Raw genomic sequence first — 6,844 nt, forward strand, 5'->3', positions numbered from 1 at the left:
TGCTTGCAAAATCGTTGTTGATGTAAGTTGCGGCGGCCGCTGAGCTTTGGCAAATGGCCGCCATTCACATTTTAAGAGGTATTCGAACGTGTCTAATCTGCAAAATCCCAAGCGCGAAACCTTCTCCAGCCGGCGGGCGTTTATGTTTGCCGCCATCGGCTCGGCGGTGGGTTTGGGCAATATCTGGCGCTTTCCCTATGTAGCGTATAAAAACGGCGGCGGGGCGTTTATCCTGCCGTATTTGGTGGCGCTGCTCACGGCGGGCATCCCGCTTTTGTTTCTCGATTATGCGGTTGGCCACCGCTACCGCGGCTCGCCGCCTTTGGCTTTCCGCCGCCTCGACCGCCGGTTTGAAACCATCGGCTGGTGGAATGTGTTGGTGAACGTGCTCATCGGCCTTTACTACGCGGTGATTTTGGGCTGGGCGGCCAGCTACACCTATTATTCGCTCAATGCAGCCTGGGGCTCGAATCCTGCCGATTTCTTCTTCAAAGACTATTTGCAGATGGCTTCGGACGTGTCGGCGCAGATGCAGTTTGTGGCGCAGGTAACCGTGCCGCTGGTGTTGGTGTGGCTGGCCACGCTGCTGATTTTGGCCTTCGGCGTGCAAAAAGGCGTGGCGCGCGCGTCCACTTTCTTTATGCCGCTGTTGGTGGTGATGTTTGTGCTCTTGGTAGGGATTGCGCTGTTTTTGCCGGGTGCGGCCAAGGGTTTGGACGTGTTGTTTACCCCGGATTGGAGTAAGCTGGCCAGCTCGGAAGTGTGGGTGGCGGCCTATGGGCAGATTTTCTTCTCGCTCTCGGTGTGTTTCGGCATCATGATTACTTATTCTTCCTACATGAAGCGTGATTCGGACTTAACCGGCACGGGCATGGTGGTGGCGTTTGCCAACAGCAGCTTCGAATTGCTGGCCGGTATCGGCGTGTTTGCCGCGCTGGGCTTTATTGCCACGGCCAACGGGCAGCAGGTGGGCGATGTAGCCGCCGGCGGCATCGGCCTGGCCTTTATCGCGTTTCCCACCATCATCAACCAGGCGCCGGCCGGCGCGCTGATCGGCCTGCTGTTTTTCGGCTCGCTGGTGTTTGCCGGACTCACTTCGTTGATTTCCGTGCTGGAAGTGGTGATTGCAGCGGTGCAGGACAAACTGAAAACCAGCCGCGTGGCTGCCACCTTGGTGGTGGGCGTGCCGATGATGACGGCTTCCGTGCTGCTGTTCGGCACCACCACCGGTCTGCCGGTGTTGGATGTGCTGGATAAATTTGTGAACACCTACGGCATCGTGGCCGCCGGCTTCCTGTATGTGTTGTGCGTGGTGTTGAGCCGCCATCTGGGCGTGCTCTCCCGCCATATCAACAAAACTTCCTCGCTGAAAGTGGGCAAAACCTGGCTGCTGTTTGTGGGCTTCATCACCCCACTGGTGCTGGGCACCATGCTCTTCACCGACACACGCTCGCTGCTCACCGAAGGCTATGGTGGCTACCCGGCTTGGTTTGTGAACATCTACGGCTGGGGCACGGCTATCGGGGTGTTGGTGTTTGCCTTCCTGCTCTCCCTCCTGCCGTGGAAACACGAAGACAAACTGCAAGAAACCCCTGTTGAAACCGAAGGAGACGAACAATGAGCACGATTGCGATTGTGATGATGGTGGTGGCGCTGGTGGTGATCTGGGGCGGCTTGATTGTGTCGATCATGCGGCTGCCGGAAGACCACGGCAGCGGGCAGGAGTAAGCAGCCGATTGTGAACAAAGGCTACCTGAAAGTTTCAGGTAGCCTTTTTTAGTTTTCAGGTAGCCTCACTGCAAGTAGACATTAAGTTCGGCCAATCTGCATTAAGGCTACCTGAAACCTTTCAGGTAGCCTGATAAGCAGGGCAGGAACAGCACCGAAGTGGTAAAATCCAGCTTTCGGTTTTTAGTATGGAAACGGGCAAAAACGACCCGCAATCAGGAAAGTTTGGCAGATATGACAGAACAAACAACGCGCGAGAGTATGCAATATGACGTGGTAATCGTGGGCGCGGGCGTGGCCGGGCTGTCGGCGGCGATACGGCTCAAGCAGCTCGCGGCTGAGGCGGGCAATGACATCAGCGTGTGCGTGGTGGAAAAAGGCTCGGAAGTGGGCGCGCATATTTTGTCCGGCGCGGTGTTTAATCCAAAGGCGCTGAGCGAGCTGCTGCCCGATTGGCGCGAGCGCGGCGCGCCGCTTAATCAGCCGGTGAAAGGCGAGCGGCTGCTTTTCCTTACCGGCCAATCCGCGCTGCCGCTGCCCCTGCCGCCCAGCTTCCACAATCAGGGCAACTACATCATCAGTTTGGGCGTGTTGTGCCGCTGGCTGGCCGAGCAGGCCGAAGGTTTGGGCGTGGAGATTTACCCCGGCTTTGCCGCCGCCGAAGTGCTGTATCGGGAAGACGGCAGTGTGAAAGGCATTGCCACCGGCGATATGGGCATCGGCAAAGACGGACGGCCCACCGATGCCTACCAGCCCGGCATGGAGCTGTGGGGGCGGCAGACGGTGTTTGCCGAAGGCTGCCGCGGTTCGCTCTCCGAACAGCTGATTGCCAAGTTCCGATTAGACCGCCACAGCCAGCCGCAAACCTACGGCCTGGGCGTGAAGGAGATTTGGGAAGTGCGGCCCGAACAGTCACAGCCCGGCAACGTGATGCACACCGTCGGCTGGCCGCTGGATACCCGCACCTACGGCGGCTCCTTCCTCTACCACTTGGCGGAAAACAAAGTGGCCGTCGGCTTTGTGGTGGGACTGGACTATCAAAACCCCTATCTCTCGCCGTTTGAAGAGTTTCAACGGTTTAAAACCCACCCCGCCATCCGCCTCGTGTTTGAAGGCGGGCGGCGCATTGCCTATGGTGCACGCGCGCTCACCGAAGGTGGTTTGCAGAGCCTGCCCAAGCTCACTTTCCCCGGTGGCGTGTTAGTAGGCGATGCGGCTGGCTTCCTTAACGTACCCAGCATCAAAGGCGCACATACAGCCATGAAATCGGCCATGCTGGCTGCCGAAGCCGTGTTCGGCGTGCTGCAAAACAGTGCGGTGGAAGAGGAGGGCGCCGAAGCCGCAGCCTATGCCGAAGCCTTCCACCAATCCTGGCTGCACGACGAGCTCTACTGCGCCCGCAATATCCGCCCCGCCTTCAAATGGGGCTTCTGGCCGGCCATGGGGCTCAACGCGCTGGATGTGTATTTGTTCCGCGGCCGCGCTCCGTGGACCATCAGCCATCACGGCAGCGACCGCGAGAGCCTGAAGCCTGCCGCTGCGTGCCGCCCCATTGAATACCCCAAACCGGACGGCCAAGTGTCGTTCGATCGTGCCAGCAGCGTGTATCTGGCCAATACCCACCACGAAGAAAACCAGCCGCCGCACTTGAAGCTTACCAGCGAACAGACCGCCATCGAGGTGGGCTATGGCCGCTTTGCCGCGCCCGAAACGCGCTACTGCCCCGCCGGCGTGTATGAAATCGTGCAGGAAAACGGCCGGCCGCACCTGCAAATCCACGCCGCCGACTGCATCCACTGCAAAACCTGCGACATCAAAGACCCCGCCGCCAACATTACCTGGACCTGCCCCGAAGGCGGCGGCGGACCGAACTACGGCGAGATGTAGCAGCGCTAGGTTTCAGGTAGCCCGGGTAAAAATGAGGCTACCTGAAAACGGTTTATTCACTTTTCAGGTAGCCCCATGCAGCTTCAACACACCCTCACCGAGCTTACCGCCATTGCCGCGCAACACGACCCGTACTTCCCGGCCAGCCTGCAGGCCGGTTTGAGCCGTGCGGATTTGCAGGCCAAACTCGATGCCGCCGGTTTCGCCCATCGGCCGCCGCAGGAATGGTTTGCGCTCTACGGCTGGCACAACGGCAGCGTGCAGCTGGACAAACAGCCTTTGGACACACCGCTGTTCCATTACCATTGCTTCCTTCCTGTGGAAGCGGCTCTGGCCGAGTGGGCATGGTGCATGGAAACCAACCGCCACGAGCCGGATTTCCCCGTGTTCGAGCCGCGGTTGCTGCCGGTGTTCGAGTTTGAGGGCGAGTTTTACTGCGTCGAATGCGGCGATACGGAGCAGCCCCGCGCCCCGGTGTGGTTCGACTTCCACGGCGCCATCCTGTGCTACGACAGCCTGCACGCCATGCTTGAAGCCAAGCTGGAATGCCATCGGACGGCAGGTATCTATGTGCGGGATGCCGAAGGCTGGGAAGACTGTGCCGACGAGGCCGCCTGCGCGGCGGTATTGCTGAAACACAATCCCTGCCGCGCGAAGGAATTGCGGGATTGCGCACACCCGTGAGCGGGTTGTTTGAAAAACGAAGGCTACCTGAAAAACCGTATTCCCAAGAATACGGTTTTTTGTTTTGCCGCTAACCCTGTTGACGCAAATTAATACTTTTTAGCTAGATATTTCATGACAAGAAATGGCTATAGTGAGCATGGGAACCGGTGTCTCTGCATTGGGGGCGGCAACGCTTTGCAGGCGGCGGCATCGGTTTGAAATCACCACAATAATTTTAGAGGAATTAATAATGGGACAATATAAGAAATTATGGTTGTCGCTAATTGTAGTTTTAACGATAACCTTTTCAATATTGGGCTATTTGGGCGTGGAGGTATACCGTCAGGCGCCTCCGTTCCCGGAAGCCTATGTATCGGCCGACGGCAAAACCGTAATCAGCAAAGACGACGTGCTGGCCGGCCAGTCTGCCTGGCAGAGTACCGGCGGTATGGAGCTGGGATCGATTCTCGGCCACGGCGCTTACCAAGCTCCCGACTGGACGGCCGACTGGCTGCACCGTGAATTGGTGGCCTGGTTGAACATCAGCGCGCAAGAGCAGCACGGCAAGATGTTTGACGAGCTCAATGCCGACCAACAGGCTGCGCTGAAAGCCGCGCTCACGGAAGAATACCGCAACGGCAGCCGCGTGGGCGCCGACGGCAAAGTGGTGTTGAGCGACACCCGCATCAAAGCCATCGAAGCGGTTGCCCCGTACTACATCACGTTGTACGGCAACGATCCGTCTATGGAGAAAACTCGCGAACACTTCGCGATGAAAAACAACACGCTGCCGGATGAAACCCGCCGCCAGCGCCTGACCAATTTCTTCTTCTGGACGTCTTGGGCTGCTGCTACCAACCGCCCGAACCACGACGCCACCTACACCAACAACTGGCCGCACGAACCTTTGATTAACAACGTGCCGACCACGGAAAACGTGATGTGGTCTGTGGCCAGTATCGTATTCCTGCTGGCCGGTATCGGCCTCTTGGTGTGGGGCTGGTCTTTCCTGCACAAACATGAAAGCGAATCGCAGCTGCCGGATACCGATCCGATCAGCAAAGTGCAGCTCACGCCTTCGCAACGCGCGCTGGGCAAATATGTATTCCTCACCGTGGCGCTGTTTATCGTGCAGATTCTGCTCGGCGGCCTCACTGCGCACTACACCGTGGAAGGCCAGCGTTTCTTCGGCATCCCGCTGTCTGACTGGTTCCCCTATGCGCTGGTGCGCACTTGGCACTTGCAATCCGCCATCTTCTGGATTGCCACCGGCTTCCTCACCGCCGGCCTGTTCCTGGCTCCGGTGGTAAACGGCGGCAAAGACCCGAAATTCCAGGCGCTCGGCGTGAACGCGCTGTTTGTGGCACTGTTTATCGTGGTGGGCGGCTCTTACGGCGGCAACTTCCTGGCCTTGAGCCACGCCATGCCCGCACACCTGAATTTCTGGTTCGGCCACCAAGGCTACGAATACTTGGATTTGGGTCGCTTCTGGCAGATTCTGCTGATGGTCGGCCTCTTGCTTTGGCTGTTCCTGATGCTGCGCTGCACCGTGTCTGCATTTAAAGACAAAAATGCCGATAAAAACCTGCTGGCCATTTTCGTGGCCTCCATGGTGGGTGTGGGCGTGTTCTACGCACCCGGCTTGCTCTACGGCGAGCACGACAGCCTTACCGTGATGGATTACTGGCGTTGGTGGGTGGTGCATCTGTGGGTGGAAGGCTTCTTTGAAGTGTTCGCCACCGTGGCACTGGCCTTTATTTTCTACAACTTGGGTTTGGTAAGCCGCAAATCGGCCACTGTGGCCTCATTGGTTGCCGCTTCGCTGTTTATGGTCGGCGGTGTGCCCGGCACGTTCCACCACCTGTATTTTGCCGGTACCACCACGCCGATTATGGCCGTGGGCGCTTCCTTCTCCGCTTTGGAAGTGGTGCCGCTGATTTTGCTGGGTAAGGAAGCGCATGAACACTGGGCCTACCAGCACGCCACCCCGTGGATGAAGCGCCTGCGCTGGCCGTTGATGTGCTTCGTGGCCGTGGCTTTCTGGAATATGATCGGCGCCGGTGTGTTCGGCTTCCTGATTAATCCGCCGATTTCCCTGTTCTACCTGCAAGGCCTGAATACCACTGCCGTGCACGCTCATGCCGCGCTGTTCGGTGTATACGGCTTCCTCGCCTTGGGTTTCGTGCTGCTGGTGGCACGCTACCTGAAACCGGATTATGAGTTTGAAGAAAAACTGATGAGCTACGGTTTCTGGATGCTGAACCTCGGCCTGGTGGGCATGATCGCCACCAGCCTGCTGCCTGCCGGTGTGATTCAAATCTATGCTGCTATTCACGACGGTTTGTGGATGGCCCGAAGCGAAGGCTTTATGCAGCAGGATTCGCTGGTGATGCTGCGCTGGATTCGTACCATTTCCGACTTGGTATTCATCGCCGGCGGCTGCTGTGTGGCCTGGCAGGCAACTAAAATCGTATTCAGCAAAGGCACCGGCAAGAAAACTGCTTAATATGCCGCAGCTTGAACTTTGATTGAAGAAAAGGCTACCTGAAGTTTCAGGTAGCCT

Annotated in this window: 5 protein-coding genes; all 5 read left to right on the forward strand. The window is 58.0% G+C overall.

Annotated elements, in window-relative coordinates; all coding sequences use genetic code 11:
* Nucleotides 1-88: 88 nt before the first annotated feature.
* On the forward strand, nucleotides 89-1,621 hold the full coding sequence (locus tag HMPREF2541_RS02870; RefSeq protein ID WP_070541637.1) for a sodium-dependent transporter: 1,533 nt from the start codon (nucleotides 89-91) through the stop codon (nucleotides 1,619-1,621).
* On the forward strand, nucleotides 1,618-1,728 hold the full coding sequence (locus HMPREF2541_RS11530; protein WP_035580098.1) for a methionine/alanine import family NSS transporter small subunit: 111 nt from the start codon (nucleotides 1,618-1,620) through the stop codon (nucleotides 1,726-1,728). The genes HMPREF2541_RS02870 and HMPREF2541_RS11530 overlap by 4 nt, the downstream gene beginning before the upstream one ends.
* Nucleotides 1,729-1,962: 234 nt before the next feature.
* Complete coding sequence (locus HMPREF2541_RS02875; protein WP_003822875.1) at nucleotides 1,963-3,615, forward strand: electron transfer flavoprotein-ubiquinone oxidoreductase; 1,653 nt, start codon at nucleotides 1,963-1,965, stop codon at nucleotides 3,613-3,615.
* A gap of 75 nt (nucleotides 3,616-3,690) precedes the next feature.
* On the forward strand, nucleotides 3,691-4,299 hold the full coding sequence (locus HMPREF2541_RS02880) for an SMI1/KNR4 family protein (protein WP_049258331.1): 609 nt from the start codon (nucleotides 3,691-3,693) through the stop codon (nucleotides 4,297-4,299).
* A gap of 232 nt (nucleotides 4,300-4,531) precedes the next feature.
* Nucleotides 4,532-6,787, forward strand: a complete 2,256-nt coding sequence (locus HMPREF2541_RS02885) for a nitric-oxide reductase large subunit (protein WP_049258332.1) — start codon at nucleotides 4,532-4,534, stop codon at nucleotides 6,785-6,787.
* The last annotated feature ends 57 nt before the right edge of the window (nucleotides 6,788-6,844 follow it).

Origin of the sequence: Eikenella sp. HMSC061C02 (assembly GCF_001809035.1) — a bacterium.
Taxonomy (GTDB): Bacteria; Pseudomonadota; Gammaproteobacteria; order Burkholderiales; family Neisseriaceae; genus Eikenella; species Eikenella corrodens.